Source organism: Sporomusaceae bacterium (assembly GCA_031460455.1).
In the GTDB taxonomy this organism is placed as follows: domain Bacteria; phylum Bacillota; class Negativicutes; order Sporomusales; family UBA7701; genus Anaeroselena.
Map to the genome: position 1 here is coordinate 1 of JAVKTQ010000016.1, position 14,818 is coordinate 14,818.

Annotated in this window: 14 protein-coding genes; 3 read left to right on the plus strand and 11 right to left on the minus strand. The window is 64.5% G+C overall.

The window, feature by feature from the left end:
• Positions 1-108 precede the first annotated feature (108 nt).
• The gene (gene ptsP, locus RIN56_17375) at positions 109-1,812 is read right to left on the minus strand and encodes a phosphoenolpyruvate--protein phosphotransferase (GenBank protein MDR7868572.1); all 1,704 of its coding nucleotides are present in this window, start codon (positions 1,810-1,812) and stop codon (positions 109-111) included.
• 175 nt (positions 1,813-1,987) lie between these two features.
• Between ptsP and RIN56_17380 the strand changes: the two genes are divergently transcribed.
• Positions 1,988-2,338 (plus strand): prepilin-type N-terminal cleavage/methylation domain-containing protein, encoded by a 351-nt coding sequence (locus RIN56_17380; GenBank protein MDR7868573.1) that lies wholly within the window; start codon positions 1,988-1,990, stop codon positions 2,336-2,338.
• A gap of 29 nt (positions 2,339-2,367) precedes the next feature.
• Here RIN56_17380 and RIN56_17385 read toward each other — a convergent pair whose 3' ends face one another.
• From RIN56_17385 to RIN56_17400, 4 genes are read right to left on the minus strand one after another with little or no spacing between them, the layout of a single operon-like run.
• On the minus strand, positions 2,368-3,138 hold the full coding sequence (locus tag RIN56_17385) for an alpha/beta fold hydrolase (GenBank protein ID MDR7868574.1): 771 nt from the start codon (positions 3,136-3,138) through the stop codon (positions 2,368-2,370).
• Between the two features lie 4 nt (positions 3,139-3,142).
• Positions 3,143-3,634, minus strand: coding sequence for a molybdopterin-guanine dinucleotide biosynthesis protein B (mobB, locus tag RIN56_17390; protein MDR7868575.1), 492 nt, complete (start codon positions 3,632-3,634; stop codon positions 3,143-3,145).
• The gene (locus RIN56_17395) at positions 3,631-4,050 is read right to left on the minus strand and encodes a sulfite exporter TauE/SafE family protein (protein ID MDR7868576.1); all 420 of its coding nucleotides are present in this window, start codon (positions 4,048-4,050) and stop codon (positions 3,631-3,633) included. The genes mobB and RIN56_17395 overlap by 4 nt, the downstream gene beginning before the upstream one ends.
• On the minus strand, positions 4,047-4,445 hold the full coding sequence (locus RIN56_17400) for a sulfite exporter TauE/SafE family protein (protein ID MDR7868577.1): 399 nt from the start codon (positions 4,443-4,445) through the stop codon (positions 4,047-4,049). The genes RIN56_17395 and RIN56_17400 overlap by 4 nt, the downstream gene beginning before the upstream one ends.
• A 143-nt stretch (positions 4,446-4,588) precedes the next feature.
• On the opposite strand from RIN56_17400, the gene RIN56_17405 reads away from it, so the two are divergent.
• Positions 4,589-5,710, plus strand: a complete 1,122-nt coding sequence (locus tag RIN56_17405) for a hypothetical protein (protein ID MDR7868578.1) — start codon at positions 4,589-4,591, stop codon at positions 5,708-5,710.
• Between the two features lie 103 nt (positions 5,711-5,813).
• The gene (locus RIN56_17410; protein MDR7868579.1) at positions 5,814-6,530 is read left to right on the plus strand and encodes a haloacid dehalogenase-like hydrolase; all 717 of its coding nucleotides are present in this window, start codon (positions 5,814-5,816) and stop codon (positions 6,528-6,530) included.
• Positions 6,531-6,732: 202 nt separating this feature from the next.
• Here RIN56_17410 and RIN56_17415 read toward each other — a convergent pair whose 3' ends face one another.
• The 6 genes from RIN56_17415 to asnB form a co-directional block, all read right to left on the minus strand.
• Positions 6,733-8,115, minus strand: coding sequence for a WG repeat-containing protein (locus tag RIN56_17415; protein MDR7868580.1), 1,383 nt, complete (start codon positions 8,113-8,115; stop codon positions 6,733-6,735).
• A 347-nt stretch (positions 8,116-8,462) separates the two neighbouring features.
• The gene (locus RIN56_17420) at positions 8,463-9,338 is read right to left on the minus strand and encodes an EamA family transporter (protein ID MDR7868581.1); all 876 of its coding nucleotides are present in this window, start codon (positions 9,336-9,338) and stop codon (positions 8,463-8,465) included.
• A 37-nt stretch (positions 9,339-9,375) separates the two neighbouring features.
• Positions 9,376-10,560: a CaiB/BaiF CoA-transferase family protein gene (locus tag RIN56_17425; protein ID MDR7868582.1), complete on the minus strand. Its 1,185-nt coding sequence runs from the start codon at positions 10,558-10,560 to the stop codon at positions 9,376-9,378.
• A gap of 168 nt (positions 10,561-10,728) precedes the next feature.
• The gene (locus RIN56_17430; GenBank protein ID MDR7868583.1) at positions 10,729-11,517 is read right to left on the minus strand and encodes a putative hydro-lyase; all 789 of its coding nucleotides are present in this window, start codon (positions 11,515-11,517) and stop codon (positions 10,729-10,731) included.
• Between the two features lie 27 nt (positions 11,518-11,544).
• A complete protein-coding gene (locus RIN56_17435) occupies positions 11,545-12,567 on the minus strand; it encodes a DUF4392 domain-containing protein (GenBank protein ID MDR7868584.1) in 1,023 nt (340 codons plus the stop codon).
• A gap of 308 nt (positions 12,568-12,875) precedes the next feature.
• Complete coding sequence (gene asnB, locus RIN56_17440; protein ID MDR7868585.1) at positions 12,876-14,720, minus strand: asparagine synthase (glutamine-hydrolyzing); 1,845 nt, start codon at positions 14,718-14,720, stop codon at positions 12,876-12,878.
• Positions 14,721-14,818 lie beyond the last annotated feature (98 nt).

A 14,818-nucleotide genomic window follows, 5' to 3' on the forward strand; every position in this document is an offset into this window, starting at 1 on the left:
GACGCCGCTTGAACAACGACGTCAGTCTGCGTAATTTCATGAAATCCTGCGATAGGCCTCTTTATTCGTGTCTATTGGATAGGGTTCAGTCCATTAGGCCGGTTCTTTTTATATTGCAAATTTTATTTCCCTTAGATAGGCTTCGACACGTTCGCGTACGGCGGCGGCGCTGTCGAGGGCGAGGGCTTCGTTGGCCAGGCGGCGAGCGTCGGCCAGGGTGACGGCGCGGACGAGCCGCCGGACGGCGGGCAGCGATGCAGGAGAGGCGCTGAGCTCGTCGAGGCCGAGGCCGAGGAGGAGGACGGCGGCGACAGGGTCGGCGGCCAGCTCGCCGCAGATGCCGGCAGGCTTGCCGGCGGCCCGGGCGGCGGCAGCGACCGTGCTGATAAGCCGCAGCACTCCGGGATCGAGGGGCTGGTAGAGGTGGCCGAGGGTTTCGTTCATGCGATCAACTGCCAGTGCGTATTGGGTGAGGTCGTTGGTGCCGAGGCTGAAGAAGTCGCTGTGGCGGGCGAAGATGTCGGCGGCGGCGGCGACGGCGGGTACTTCGACCATGATGCCGACAGGCAGGGCGGAGTTGTGGGCAAGGCCGCCCGCGGCTAGTTCGGCCTTGCATTCGGCGAGCAGGGCGTTGGCGCGGGTGATTTCGCCGACGGCGGCGATCATGGGGTACATGAGCCGCACGTCGCCGTGGGCGGAGGCGCGGAGGATGGCTCTGAGCTGGGTGCGGAAGAGGGCTGGATGGGCGAAGCACAGGCGGATGGCGCGCAGGCCGAGGAAGGGGTTGGCTTCGCCGGGCTGCCCAAGGGCGGGCAGGGGTTTGTCGCCGCCGATGTCGAGGGTGCGGATGATTACCGGTCGGCCGCCCACGGCTTCGGCGACCTGGCGGTAGGCGGCGTATTGTTCTTGTTCGTCGGGCAGGGCGGCCCGGTCCATGAAGAGGAATTCGCTGCGGAAGAGGCCGATGCCTTCGGCGCCAAAGCGCAGCGCCTGGGCGACGTCGGCCGGGCGGCCGATGTTGGCCCACAGCGCGAGCCGGCAGCCGTCGCGGGTGACGGCCGGTCCGTCGTCGGCGGGGCTTGTCCGGGCGGCGGCGCGTGCGGTGTAGGCGTCCAGGGTGGCGGGATCGGGGTTGACGGCCACGAGGCCGCGGCCGCCGTCGAGGATTATGAGGTCGCCGTCGCGGACGGTCTCTGCGATGCCGGCGACGCCCAGAACGGCGGGGATGCCCATGGACCGGGCCATGATGGCGGTGTGGGAGGTCTTGCCGCCAGTGGCGGTGACGAATCCCAGGGTGGCGGCGGGATCAAGCCGGGCCGTCTCGGAGGGGGTGAGCTCATGGGCGACGACGACGACCGGTTCCCCGGCTTCGGCCGCGGCCGGTGCGCCGCCGGCAAGGCAGGCGGTAAGGCGGCGGGCGAGGTCGTCGAGGTCGCCGGCCCGTTCGCGCAGATACGGGTCGTCGAGGCCGGCGAACAGCTCCCGGTAGGCGGCGAGGGTGGCTTGCAGCGACCAGACCGCCGTTTTGCCGGCGCGAATTTTTTCCTCGACGCCAAGCCTGAGTTCGTCGTCTGCCAACAGGAGGGCATGGGCTTCGAAGATGGCGCCTTCGTCAGCCCCCACCTTTGCGGTTACGTCGGCGGCGAGGGCGGTGAGCTCGTCGCGGGCCGCAGCGACGGCGGCGGCGAAGCGGACTATTTCGGCCTCGATCAACTCCGCCGGCAGGTGCTCCGGCGGCGGGGCGTCCAGTTTTTTGAGCACCAGGGCCTTGCCGATGGCCACGCCTTCCGACGCGGCGATGCCGCTGTACATGACAGACCTCCTGCAAGTTGTTATTTAGGTAGTATTTACCGCGGCCGCCGTTTTTCCTTTTCTTTATGGTGATCATGACCGGGTGGGGGTATCCTGCTGCGAAAACGTGGAAGAAAATGGCTTAAAAGCTGCGGCTGGGGACATAATAGGCCCAGACACCGTAGGAGGTGGTTCTGTGGCAAATTATCGCGTCAGCGACCGCGAACAGGGCTTCACTATTGTGGAGCTGGTCGTGGTGCTCGCCATCCTCGCCACGCTGGCAAGCCTGTATGTTCCCGCCGTCGAGACCGCCGCCGAAAACGCCGCCCTTTACAAGGCGAGGTCGGATCTGCGGGCGATCGACGGCGCCATCCTGTTCGGCGCACCACCCTCTCCCTTGCCGGCGCCGCCGGCTATGCTGCCGGGGGTGGCGGACGGCTACCGGATCGACAGCCAGCGGCAGCGGGCTTATCTGCCGGTGACGGTAAACGGCCAGGTGGTGAATCTGTACAGCGATACGCCGTTCCCTGCTAAGGGCGGTAAATGAAAAAAGCGCCGGCATATGCCGGCGCTTTTTCATTTCTTTGTTTGCTGCTGGAGCCATTTGACGATGGCCGCGCCCAGCTCTTCGTGGCGGCCGGCGAAGACGTGATCGGCGGCGGCGAGGAGGGCGAATTCTTTCGGGGCCGCGCAGGCGGCGTACAGTTCCTCGGAGCCGGCAAGCGGGACGGCGGCGTCGGCGGCGCCGTGGACGATGAGGAGGGGGACGGTGAAGGCCGCTGCGGCGGCGAGCGGGTCGTAGCCGCCGGCGGTGAGGTCGGCGACGAAGTCGCTGTCGAGAGCGAAGCCTTTGCCGTAGAAGTTGGCGATCCTTTCGCCGCGGGCGGCTTTGGCCCATAGCTCGGGGCCGAGGATGGTGTCGCGGAAGTTTTCCACGGGGTGGACGACGGGGGCGACGGCTATCCGCCCGGTCAGTCCCCGCTCGTCGGCGGTGAGGGCCACGAGGCCGCCGAGGCTGTGCCCGAGGAGGTATACCGGCCGATTGGGGAGACGGCTTGCGACCCAGGCGGCGACGCTGCGCAGGTCGTCCTGCCAGCCGGCGACGGTGGTGTCGGCGGCGAAGGCGCCTTCGCTGTCGCCGGAGCCGGCAAAGTCGAAGCGGACGGCGCAGAGGCCGGCGGCTTCGAGAATCTGGGCGAGGTCGCGCATGAGCTGGTTGGCGCCGACCTTGTCGCCGGTGAATCCGTGGCAGCAGATGACCACCGGGGCGCCGGCCGCCGCCTCCGGTTCATGGATCATTGCCGACAGCCTCTTGCCCCGGCTGGGTATCCATTCGTGTCTTTTCATGCCGCTACCCTTTCCGGAGGAAGCGCTCTTCGATAAAATCGGCCATGGCGACAGGGTCGTTGAGTCCGAATCTGGGCAGGCCGGGGTAGACGACGGCGTCGGTGACGATCGCGACTAGCTCGTCCTGAGGGCAGAGCGGCGCGTCGTTGACCGGGGGACGGAATATCTCTATGCGGGTGCGGCCTTCGCGCTTGTAGCCTTCGGTGAAGATGATGTCGACGTCGTGGACGCGCTTCACCACTTCTCTGAGCGGCAGTTCTTCCGCCACTTTGGCGATGATGGCCATTTTGGCCGGCGAGGAGATGCAGACGACATCGGCGCCCGCCTGGGCGTGCCGCCAGGTGTCCTTGCCGGGATGGTCCATCTCGAAGCCGTGGACGTCATGCTTGATGATGGCCAGTTTGTGACCGCGCCGTTTCATTTCGGCGATGAGTTTCTCGAGATAGGTGGTTTTGCCGGAATCGGCTTTGCCGACGAAAGAAAGTACCGGAATCATGAATTATCCCCCTTAGTTTTTTTGTTGTCCTGCTGTTTATCTGGCTCTTTCTTTGCCTGCCTGAAGGATGACCAGAACATCTGGATGCTCATAAAGGCGAAGAAGGCGCTGAACAGTCTGCGCAGCACGATGTCGGCGGTGATGTTGGCCGCATAGGCCCCGGCCATGCCGCCGAGGATGATGCCTACAGCCAGATACGGGACGTAGCGGTAGTCGATGAGGCGGTTGCGGTGGTGCTTGACGACGCCGACGACGGCGGTGGGGATCATGGCGGCGATGGCGGCCGCCTGGGCGGCGTGCTGGGGTACGCCGAGGAAGAATACCGCCGAGGCGACGAAGATGGCCCCGCCGCCGATGCCGAGGAGCCCGCTCAGAATGCCGGTTACGACGCCGGTGAGGATGGCGAGGATTATCATAGTCCCCACCCCATCCTGACCGACATGGCGAGGGCCAGCACGGCGAAGATGCGCTTGAGCACCGCCGGCCGCACTCTGGGCAGCAGCGCCGAGCCGAGGTAGGCGCCGGCCATGCCGCCAGCGGCGAACAGGGCGGCGAGGGCGACGTCGAGCTGGCCGAAGGAGTTGTAGACAAAGGCGCTCATGACAGCGCCGGGGATGACGATCGCCAGCGACGTGGCGTGGGCGGAGTGCTGGGATACGCCGAGGAAGTAGATCATGCACGGGACGAGGATGATGGCGCCGCCGATGCCGAGCAGGCCGCCCACCGCCCCGCCAACCGCGCCGATAAGGACGGCTTTGGCTTTGTCCATTGCCCACCTCTTTCTGTGACGATTGCGAGCACCTATATATATTCCCCGCCCTGAGGCCTTTTCCTTGCGGCCTGACCGGGACTAATTTCCTATCCGCAGCAAAAAAGGTAAACGACATAATCCGACGAACTATCTCATAGAAGTATGTCTTGCCAAATTATCCTGGCCTTGGAGGCAAGAAGAAGATGAGTACGCGACAATCCGGCCGCGGGCAGCGGGGCAACGACAGCGTCGTCCGCGTGCAGGCCGATATCCGCGACGGCGTGGAACAGGAAAGAATGAAGCGCTATGCGCGGGAATACAGACAGAGCAAAGAGGTCGAGGAGGCGCTGGCCAACCTGAGCCGCTTCACGCTGCGGCCGGTCGATTATGTCCCGGCTTTGACCCGCAAGGAGTGGGTCGAGCCGGCCATCCCCGATTTCAGCTATATCCTTATCGAGACGCGTCTGAAGGTGACGAACAAGTATCTGGCGGCGATCGCCAGCCTATTGCTCGGTGGCTTGTTCTTCGTCATCCTCAGCCTGGCATTTATGGATTCTTTCGTGCCGATCATCGGCGTCATCGGCCTGGCGGCCTGCACCCTTGCTCTTAACCGGGAGCTGCAGAACCGGCGACGGGAAGTCGACCGCGCCCTGACGACGGCCCGCGCCGATATCGAGCTCCGCCTGAAGGAGCTGAGGGAAAAAATCGAGGAGGAGCGCCAGACATTCGAGGCGGCGGAGAATCAACGGATAGAACGGGTCGAACGCCTGCTGAACGCCGACCCGGCCGCGGTCTTCGAACGGATCGAGGAGGTGCTGCAGAGCTACAAGCTGCCCTTTTATCTGCGCTGCACCGTCGACTTCTACGATATGGAGCCGCTTCTCACCCTCTACCTTCCCGGGCACAATGTCATCCCGCCCAATATCGTGAGCCTGTCGCAGGCCGGCGTCATCGACTACGAGGAAAAAACCGCTACGGCGATCAACCTGCAGTACAGCGAGGCGCTGGCCGGCACGGCGGTTACCCTGGCGCTATTGCTGTATACTTACCTGCCGCCGCTCGATGTCGTGTACGTACGGGGGATGTTCGACCGCGGCGAGAACCCTGCGTGCTATTACTGCCTGCGGCTTACCCGCCAGGCGGCGTTCGATATCGTCGAGGCGGCCAGCGGCGTTGAGGCATTCCGGCAATTGGAGGCGCGGTTCGCGATCGGTCAAAACGGCATTTTCGACCCGGTTGAAGAACAGTTGCTCCCCGATTGGTGGGAGGCTTCCCCGCGCGAAGGGGTGCTGACGGCAAAGCTAACAATACCGTCGAAGTTTTAGCAAGGCTGCTCGCAAGCTCTACAGCCTCGGCCGGCCCCATGGAATGGGCCGGTTTTCTCATGGCTTGACTTTGCCCGCGGGCGGGCGGCCTGGTATAATAGAGGTGCTTATCACTTTTAAGGAGCTGAAGACGCTGAAAGTACTGTTCTGGGATATCGACGGCACCCTCCTCCGCACGGCCAAGGCCGGCCTGTTCGCTTTCCGGCAGGCGACCGAGGACCTTTACGCCGCCAGCCCCGATTTCAACACAGTTAAAACGGCCGGCATGACCGACTGCCATATCGCCGCCCAGATCATCGCCCTGGCGAGCGGGCGGGAGCCCCGGCCGGGGGAGACCGAGGCGCTGGTGGAGCGGTATATAGCGTTGCTGCCCGAGCATCTTGAGGCCCGCCGGGGGTTCGTCATCCCGCCGGTGGCCGACATACTGGAGTATCTCGCCGGCGAACCGGGCTATGTGTCGCTGCTGCTGACCGGCAACACGTCGGCCGGCGCCCGCGCCAAACTGACAAGCTACGCCATCGCCCATTATTTCGATTTTGCGGCGAGCGCGTTCGGCGACGACTGCCTGAGCCGCTCGGACATCGCCGCCCGGGCGCTGGCGAGCGCGCGGCAGCGCTACCCGGCGGTGCCGCCTGAGGATATATTCGTGATCGGCGACACGCCGAACGATATCAGCTGCGGCAAGGCGATTGGCGCCCGTACGGTGGCGGTGGCCACCGGCACGTACACGGCGGCCGAGCTGGCGGCCCACTCGCCCTGGTGGGCGGTGGAACAGCTGCCCGCCCCGGCCGATTTCGCGGCGAAACTGGCGGAGAAATGAAAAAACCTCCCGGACAAAAGTCCGGGAGGTTTTGTGTGTGCCGTATCTCCGAATTGCCGGGACCGTTTAGAAGGTCCCAGATGCAAGGCGCACCGGAAAAGCGCGCCGCGCCGCGTACTCGGACGTACGCAAGCAAGCGCTTTGAGGAGCAACGCCGCAGATGGGGCCTTATCAACGGTCCCCCTGTACACTGCCTGAGGATTTATTCGCCGGCCAGCTTCAGGCCGTACAGGGCGGCCTCGTCGTCGGGGTTTATCCTTATCGCCGCCCGGAAGGCTTGCGCGGCTTCGGCCGGGAGGTCGACCTTGAGGTTGTGGTAGCCGTCCTTCATATGGTTGGCGTAGTGGTCGAGCAGCTTCCCCTCGGCGTCGCAGTAATAGCCGAACGACCTGACGATATTTAGCCGCGGATAATAAACGCCCACCCCGGACGCCACCCACCGCCCGCTCTTATCGATGAACCCTTTCCTGTCGCCGTCTTCCGCCCGCACTATGCCGTTTTCAAACCAATGGGCAGCGTAAGAGAACCGCGGCGTGATCGCCAGCTCACCCTTGGTATTGATAAATCCTTGCTTTCCGGCTGTCGATACCCAGGCCATCCCTTCGGCGAAATTAACGCCATTATCAAACCTGGGCGTGTCAAGCAGGCGGCCGGTGCTGTCAAGGTACCCATACTCGCCCTTGCCGTCCTTAAAAAAGCGCCAGATGACTAGAAACGGCTCGCCCTTGATATCAGGGTACCCGGCCGAAACGAACTGCGGCTCCACAACCATCCGCCCCGTATTATCAATGAACCCTACCAACCCATCCGCGGTCCAGACCGCCGCCAGCCCTCCCCAAAAGCGCAGAGCGTTCTTATATTGCGGCTCAATGACCATTCGGCCGGTACGGTCGACGAAGCCCCACTTGCCGTCCACCATCACCGCCGCCAGTCCCTCGGAGAAAGAACGGTTCGACTCCAGATCGAACTGCGGCGGAATAACAAAATTGCCGAGCGTGTCGATAAAGCCTTTTTTATCACCCACTCTCACCAGCGCCAGGCCTTCGCTGAAGGACCGCTCCCCGTCGAACTGCGGCTCGACGGCCACCCGCCCGCCGGCGCTCACGAAGCCGAACTTGCCGTTCTCTTCGACGACGGCCATACCTTCGACCATGCGGTCGATCTCAACAAAACGAGGCTCGGTCACCATCGTTCCCGTCTGGTCGATTATGCCAATCTTGCCGTTTAACACTACCCGGTAAAGATTATCGCTGAAGTTGTAGGCATTTTCGTAGCGGGGCTGAATAACAACCTGCCCCGCCCGATCCGCAAATCCCCATTTACCGTCGAGCTTAACGGCCAGGTATGAATCGTTTTTCTCCAGCTCCGCAGCATCGTTGGGCTCCATCTTAATCGCTTCGAACCGCGGCGGAATAAGCCATCTGCCGGTGGCGATCTCGATCAGGCCTGTCCGTTCCCCCTGCGGCAGCCGGACAGTGAACGTGCGGGCGTCGTTGTAATTGTAGCGGGAGCTTTCTCCGCGCGCGGACGGGCATGTCGCCCCCATCAGCAGTACCGCCATCAGGCCGCATAGTAACCTTTTCATCGGCTATCCCCTCCCAATTCGTATGCGGTAAGTCCTCTTACGGCATATTATACCATATATTGGAATTATTTGTCACTTTCCGCTGTCGAATTCCCCGCCAAGCTGACGGAGAAATGAAAAAACCTCCCGGACTTTTGTCCGGGAGGTTTTTTGTGTGCCGTATCTTCGAATCGCCGGGACCGTTCAGAAGGTCCCAGATGCAAGACGCACCGCAGGCTGACACCACCGTTTCCTCCGCGACATTGTTTAGATACGTTGTTTGCACAGGATTGGTATAACAGCATCGCGCGTACACGAACGTACGCTGAGGATGGCAGCCGAGGAGCAACGCCGCAGATGGGGCCTTATCAACGGTCCCCCTGTACGCTGGCAGAAGACTTAAGGGCGGGGATGGCGTAGCGGGCGACTATGGCCGCCAATATAATCGCGCCGCCGGCGAGCGACCACGGGCCTGGCATTTCGCCGAGGAGGAGGAAGACCCAGATGGGGTTTAAGATGGGCTCGATCATGGTGATGATGGTGGCCTCTAACGCGGTGACGTGCTTGATGGCGACGGAGTAGAGGACGTAGGAGAGGCCGAGCTGGAAGCAGCCGAGGAGGACGATGGCCCCCCAGCCGGCAAGGCTGGGACCGCCATCGAGCATGAAGGGGATGCCGCCGACGAAGGCGAGGATGTTGCCGAGCAGGACGGAGCCGAAGGGGGAGCCGTCTTTTTGTTTGCGCATCGCCAGGGCCATGACGGTCATGCTCATGCCGCTGGCGACGGCCAGCAGGTTGCCGAGCAGGTGGCCGGCCTCCATCTGGTCCTGGAAGAAGAGGATCATGCCGCCGAAGACGAGGCCGATGGTGAGCCAGTCGAGGGCGGTGGTTTTCTCCTTGAGGAACCAGGCGCCGAAGAGGGCCACCCAGATGGGGGCGGTGTACTGGAGGACAATGGCGTTGGCGGCGGTGGTGAGCTTGGTGGCGCTGACGAACATCATGACGGTGGCTACGTAGCCTAAAGCGCCCAGGACCTGCACTTTGCTGATGTTGAGCGGCTGGCCGCGGAAGGCCAGGCGGATGACGATGGCGGCGATGAGGCTGCGCGCGCCGGAGATGGCCAGCGGGTGCCAGTCGACCGATTTGATGAGGAGGCCGCCGCTGCTCCAGAGGACGGCGGTGATGACGAGCAGGATGAGGGCGCGAAAGTGCTCCGATTTGCCGGAGCCTGCGAGCAGGTTCACTTGTGGTCTTCCTTTCCGGCGCGGCCGGTTTGTAGTGTTAGACGATTTTGGCCGCTTTGAGGGCGGCGATTTTGTCGGCGGAGTAGCCGAGCTCGGCAAGGACTTCGTCGGTGTGCTGGCCGAGGACGGGCGCCGGCCGCTCGATGGTGTCGGCCGAGGCCGACATTTTGACGGGGTTGCCGGGGATGGTGATCGTGCCGGCCACCGGGTGGTCGACGGCAACCATCATGTTGCGCGCCCTGATGTGCGGGTCGTTCACTACCTGGTCGATGGAAAAGACCGGCGAGCCGGGCACGTTGTTGCCCCCGAGGACGGCGAGCAGTTTTTCGACGGTGAATTGGCGCGACCATTTGTTGATGATATCGGTTAGGGTGTCGATGTTCTCGACGCGTTTGGCGTTGACGGCGAACCGTTCGTCGGTGATGAGGTCTTCCCGCCCCATGGCTTTGCAGAGCCGCTGCCAGGTGGCTTCGTTGGCGCAGGCGATGAAGGCGTAGCCGTCGCTGGCCGGGAAGACGTCGTAGGGCGCGACGGTGGCGTGGGCGCTGCCGTTGCGGGTGGGCACCACGCCGCCGATGGTGTTGCGGACGATGGCGTTTTCGAGGATGGCGGCGATGCAGTCCTGCATGGAGATGTCGATCCGCTGGCCGCGGCCGGTGCGTTCGCGCTGGTAGAGGGCGGCAAGGATGCCGATGGTGGCGAAGTTGCCGGCGTTGATGTCGCCGAGGGCGGTGCCGACGCGGGTGGGCGCGCCGCCTTTGGGGCCGGTGATGCTCATGAGGCCGCCGGTGGCCTGGGCGATGGCGTCGAAGGCGAAGCGTTCGGAGTAGGGGCCGTATTGGCCGAAGCCGGTAATGGAGGCGTATATGAGGCGCGGATTGACGGCGGCGAGGTCTTCGTAGCCCAGACCCCAGCCGGCCATGGTTCCCTTGGCGAAGTTCTCGAGGAGGACGTCGGCCCACTGGGCGAGGTCTTTGAGGACCGCCTGCCCTTCCGGCCGGCGGAGGTCGAGGGTGATGCCGCGCTTGTTGCGGTTCAGGGTCATGTAGTAGCCGCTTTCGCCGTTGGCGAACGGCCCGAATAGCCTGGAGTCGTCTCCTTTGCCGGGAACCTCGACTTTTATGACGTCGGCTCCCAGGTCAGCCAGCACCATTGTGCTGTAAGGTCCGGTCAGAACCCGCGATACGTCGAGCAGTTTGAGTCCGGCCAGCGCCTTTGTCAAGTATTCATTCCCCCCACATTTATCTAAATATTTAAGATATATGTCCATTATTATAACCGTTCGGGCCGCTCTTGGCAATCGGCGGCCGCAGAACGGGCCCCTGCTTCGGAGGACGGGAAAAGCCTTCGCGTGACGCGAAGGCTTTTGTTTTTGGCGGCGATAAAGCGATTAAAAGGCGGCGAGGTCTTCGTCGCGGGGGTCGCACAGAAACATGTGGCCGGGGGCGTGGGTGATCATGATTTCAGGCTTGGCGGTCATGGCCACCGCCTGGGGGGTGACGCCGCAGGCCCAGAATACGGGCACTTCGCCGTCGCGGATTTCGACGCTGTCGCCGAAGTCGGGACGACCAAGGTCGCGGATGCCGATGACGGCGGGATCGCCGATGTGGATGGGGGCGCCGTGGACGGCGGGGAAGCGCGAGGTGACCTGGACGGCTTTGACGACTTTGTCGTGGGGTACCGGCCGCATGCTTACGACCATGTTGCCGTGGAATTTGCCGGCCGGGCGGCAGGGGATGCCGGTGATGTACATGGGGACGTTGCAGCAGGCTTCGATGTGGCGGACGGGGACATTGGCGGCGAGGAGGGCGGTTTCGAAGGTGAAGCTGCAGCCGAGCAGGAAGGCGACGAGGTCGTCGCGCCAGTACTTCTCTAGATTTACGACTTCGTCGACCATGACGCCGGCTTTGTAGATGCGGTATTTGGGCGCGTCGTAGCGCAGGTCGGCGCCGGGGGCCATGAGCTTGGGCTCGGGCGAGCCGGGGTCGGTGACGTCGAGGACGGGACAGGGTTTGGGGTTGCGCTGGGCAAACAGCAGGAAATCGTAGGCGAGGTCTTTGGGGACGATGGCCAGGTTGGCCTGTACGTGCCCCTTGGCCATGCCGGCGGTCGGCCGGGCGAGCTCGCCCTTGCGCATGAGCTGACGGAGGGCGGCAGGGGTCATTGACGCGAAATCCATTTCATCCACCTCGATTCGCGGATTTGTTCACAGTCGGGCTTCTCCGTGGAGGACGGTTTCCCTAAGAAGGGTGACGAAGGCAAGGTGGGCGTGAACGCCGCAGCCGTCCGCGCCGGGGTATACCCCGCCGCCGATGGGGTCGTGGAAGCCGGCGGCGGCGGTTGCCTCAAGCACCTTTTTCTCGCGCACGGCATCAGGGCCGGCGGCGGGCACACCGGTACGCAGGCCGAGGAGGGCGGCGAGAGCGTAGCCGCCCCAGTTGGAGATGGCGGCGGCGACGAGGACGTCGACCGCTGTTGCGGGCGCTATGCCGCCGCCGCAGGGGCACTGGCACTTGGCGCCGTAAGGCACCTGGACCCTTACGGCGGCGGCGATGTTGGCCATGCCGATCTCGTTGCCGCCGTCGCCGATGCCGATGGTGGCGATGCCCCGCCGGCCGGCGGCGCGGAAGAGGTAGTCCAGTTTGGCCATGCCGGCGCCGGTGTCTTCGCCGTTCATGTTGTGGACGACGCCGGCGGCGTTCATGCCGCCGCGCTCGATGGCGATGCAGGCGGCGGGTCTGAGGTCGTCGAGCAGCCGCTCGGCGGCCGACTCAGCCTCGCCGGCGGCGACGGGGAAAGGCAGTACGGCGATGGTGAGCAGCTTGTCCCTGGCGACTGAGTGGCCGATCTCTTCAGGGGCGACGCAATGGAAGCCGGCGGCGCGGGCGACGATTTTGACGCCCTCCACCAGGCAGGCGTCGGTGACGATGACAGGGGCGGCCTTGACGGCCAGCCGCAGGGCGCGGGCGAGGGCGACCGCTCCTGGCGGTCCGTCCGATTCGCCGCAGTCGGGGGCAACGACAGGCTGGTCGACCCAGCCGGTGGCGATGACGACGGTGTCGCCCGGCTGTACGCGCTGGAGGAGGAGGTCGGTGGCCGCCATGGTGAGGGGCTTGCCGGTCTTCTCGCGGGCGGCGCCGTAGAGTTTGGCGATGATGCCCCGCGCCGGGACGTCCAGGCTGATCAGGCGGTCCAAGGTTTCGGCGATCTGCTGAATTTTCGGATCCATTTCTTTTCCTCTTTTCCCTTCCTGCGGCAAGGCTCGTCCATGTTCGCGCACGAACGACATTTCCCGGGAAATTTCGCGCACCGCGCACTTCATTTATTCCACAAAAAAAGGCTTGGCCTCAGCCTTGCCTCGAGTGCTCGCGGAGAACCGGGCTGCGGCCCGCCGGCCCTGCCGGTCGAAACCGGGGATGGCGGGGCGGGTCATATGCTGTCAGGATGCGGCGGTAATATTTATGTGTTTATGATACCAGCCGCCACCGGACCTGTCAACGTCCGGGCCGCCGCCTGGCGACCCGGACGGCGGCCCGGTCAGAGGACGATGCGGATGTTGTTGTCGCGCAGCCAGGTGTCGATCTGGAGGAGGTAGGCCATGAGCTGCGGCCCGCCCATGAGTTGGCCGAACCACGGGTGGGGCGAACCGGCGGCGGCCGACTGTGCGAAGGCGCGGACCGAGGCGATGTCGATAAGCGGCAGCAGGGGCGAGGCGGGGTCGGCGAGGACGGCGAGGAGGCGGTCTTTGACGGCGGCAACGAACGAGGGGTTGTGGGTTTTCGGGTAGGGGCTCTTGCGGCGCCACAAAACGTCGTCAGGCAACACGCCGTCGAGGGCGTGGCGGAGCAGCCCTTTCTCGCGGTTCTGGTAGTTCTTCATCGCCCAGGGGATGTTCCAGGCGTATTCGACCAGCCGGTGGTCGCAGAAGGGCACCCGGAGTTCGAGTCCAAAGGCCATGCTCATGCGGTCTTTGCGGTCGAGGAGGGTGGGCATCCAGCGGAAGAGGCTGAGATGGAATATTTCCCGCATGCGGGCGTCCTCCGCCGTTTCGCCGGCCAGCCTGGGGACGGCGGCCAGCGCCTCGCCGTAGCGCTGGCGGGGGTAGTCGCGCAGGAGGGCGTCGTCTCTGAGCACGGGGGCCAGCAGTTCGAGGCGCTGTTCGGGCCGGGGCGACCAGGGGAAGTTGTCGGCGGCGAGCATTTCCGGGCGATAGAACCAGGGGTAACCGCCGAATATTTCGTCGGCGCATTCGCCCGACAGGCCGACGGTCGCTTCTTTTTTGACCTCGCGGCTGAAGAGGTACAGGGAGGTGTCGATGTCGGCCATTCCGGGGAGATCGCGGGCGCGGGCGGCTTCAGCGAGGGCGTCGGCGAGCTCGGGGGTGTCGAGGAGGATTTCGCGGTGACGGGTGGCGAAGTGCTCGGCGACCCGCTGCACCCAGGGGGCGTCGCGGTTGGGCTGGAAGGAGTGCGCGGCGAAGAAGCGGTCGTTGTCGATGTATTCGACGGAGAAGGTGTCGAGACTGCGGCCTTCCTCGCGGTAGGCCGCGGCGGCGACGGCGGTGATGGCGCTGGAATCAAGGCCGCCTGATAGCAGTGTGCACAGGGGAACGTCGGAGACAAGCTGGCGTTTTACGGCATCAAGGAAGAGCGCTTTCACCATGGCGACGGTGGTGGGGAAATCCTGCTCGTGCGGCTGACTGGCAAGCGACCAGTAGCGGGTTTTCGCCAGTCCCCGCCGCTCGAACACGGCCGCGCAGCCGGGCTCGAGCTCGGCGATGCCGCGGAAGATGCCGTGTCCGGGGGTACGCGCCGGGCCGAGCATGAGGATTTCCGCCAGGCCCTCGCGGTCGATTTCCGGCGCGATGTCAGGGTGGGCGAGCAGGGCTTTGAGCTCGGAGGCGAACAGCAGGCCGTTGCCGCTGCGGGCGTAGAAGAGCGGCTTTACGCCCAGGCGGTCGCGGGCGAGAAAGAGGCGCTGGCGGGCGACGTCCCAGATGCCGAAGGCGAAGATGCCGTTGAGCCTGGAGGCGCAGCCGGCCCCCCATTCGATGTAGGCTTTGAGGAGCACTTCGGTGTCGGAGGTGGTGGTGAAGGCATGGCCGCGGGCCATGAGGTCCCAGCGCAGGTCGGCGGTGTTGTATAGCTCGCCGTTGTAGGTTATGACGTATTCTTGCCCGCCGCGGCGGCGGAGCATGGGCTGCTTGCCGCCCGCCGGGTCGACGACGCTGAGCCGCCGGTGCCCCAGGGCGGCGTGCCGCGACGCGTAGAAGCCCTGAGCGTCCGGTCCGCGCCGGGCCAGGGTTGCGGTCATGGCGGCCATGACGGCCCCTTCGCGGGTGAGATCCCTGTCCCAGTCGACCCATCCGGTGATACCGCACATCTTTACCCTCTCCTTATCAGCCGGGGAAACGAACGGCGCCTACCAGCGCCGACGAGCGGCCCGGTAGGCGTCTTTGCCCCGTGGTTACGGGTTATGAT

Coding starts and splice junctions, on each gene's coding strand:
- ptsP (MDR7868572.1), bottom strand. CDS start 1,812: ATGTACAGCGGCATCGCCGCGTCGGAAGGCGTGGCCATCGGCAAGGCC.
- RIN56_17385 (MDR7868574.1), bottom strand. CDS start 3,138: ATGAAAAGACACGAATGGATACCCAGCCGGGGCAAGAGGCTGTCGGCA.
- mobB (MDR7868575.1), bottom strand. CDS start 3,634: ATGATTCCGGTACTTTCTTTCGTCGGCAAAGCCGATTCCGGCAAAACC.
- RIN56_17395 (MDR7868576.1), bottom strand. CDS start 4,050: ATGATAATCCTCGCCATCCTCACCGGCGTCGTAACCGGCATTCTGAGC.
- RIN56_17405 (MDR7868578.1), top strand. CDS start 4,589: ATGAGTACGCGACAATCCGGCCGCGGGCAGCGGGGCAACGACAGCGTC.
- RIN56_17415 (MDR7868580.1), bottom strand. CDS start 8,115: ATGAAAAGGTTACTATGCGGCCTGATGGCGGTACTGCTGATGGGGGCG.
- RIN56_17430 (MDR7868583.1), bottom strand. CDS start 11,517: ATGGATTTCGCGTCAATGACCCCTGCCGCCCTCCGTCAGCTCATGCGC.
- RIN56_17435 (MDR7868584.1), bottom strand. CDS start 12,567: ATGGATCCGAAAATTCAGCAGATCGCCGAAACCTTGGACCGCCTGATC.
- asnB (MDR7868585.1), bottom strand. CDS start 14,720: ATGTGCGGTATCACCGGATGGGTCGACTGGGACAGGGATCTCACCCGC.